This window comes from Luteibacter sp. KNZ12-1A (genome assembly GCF_056755675.1).
Genome location: NZ_JBPGXU010000231.1, coordinates 1 through 229, shown reverse-complemented (window position 1 = coordinate 229; position 229 = coordinate 1). Strand labels below are relative to the sequence as shown.

Sequence of the window (229 nt, the reverse complement as noted above, 5' to 3'; positions counted from 1 at the left end):
CCCCCGAATCCCCTCCGACCTCCCTCCCATGACCCTCCCGCTCAACGTCCGCCGGCTGGGGCGCGTGCCCTACGAGTCCACCTGGAAGGCCATGAGCGCCTTCACCGACAACCGCACCGACGATACCGTCGACGAGTTGTGGCTGCTGGAGCACGACCCGGTGTTCACGCTGGGCCAGGCGGGCCTGGCGGACCACGTGCTGGCGGCGGGCGACATCCCCGTCGTCCGC

The 229-nt window shown here is 71.2% G+C and carries 1 pseudogene; it reads left to right on the top strand.

Annotation, left to right across the window (positions count from 1 at the left end):
• Positions 1–7 precede the first annotated feature (7 nt).
• Positions 8–229, top strand: a pseudogene (locus tag ACR9ZJ_RS19445) (lipoyl(octanoyl) transferase LipB); the annotation flags it as partial.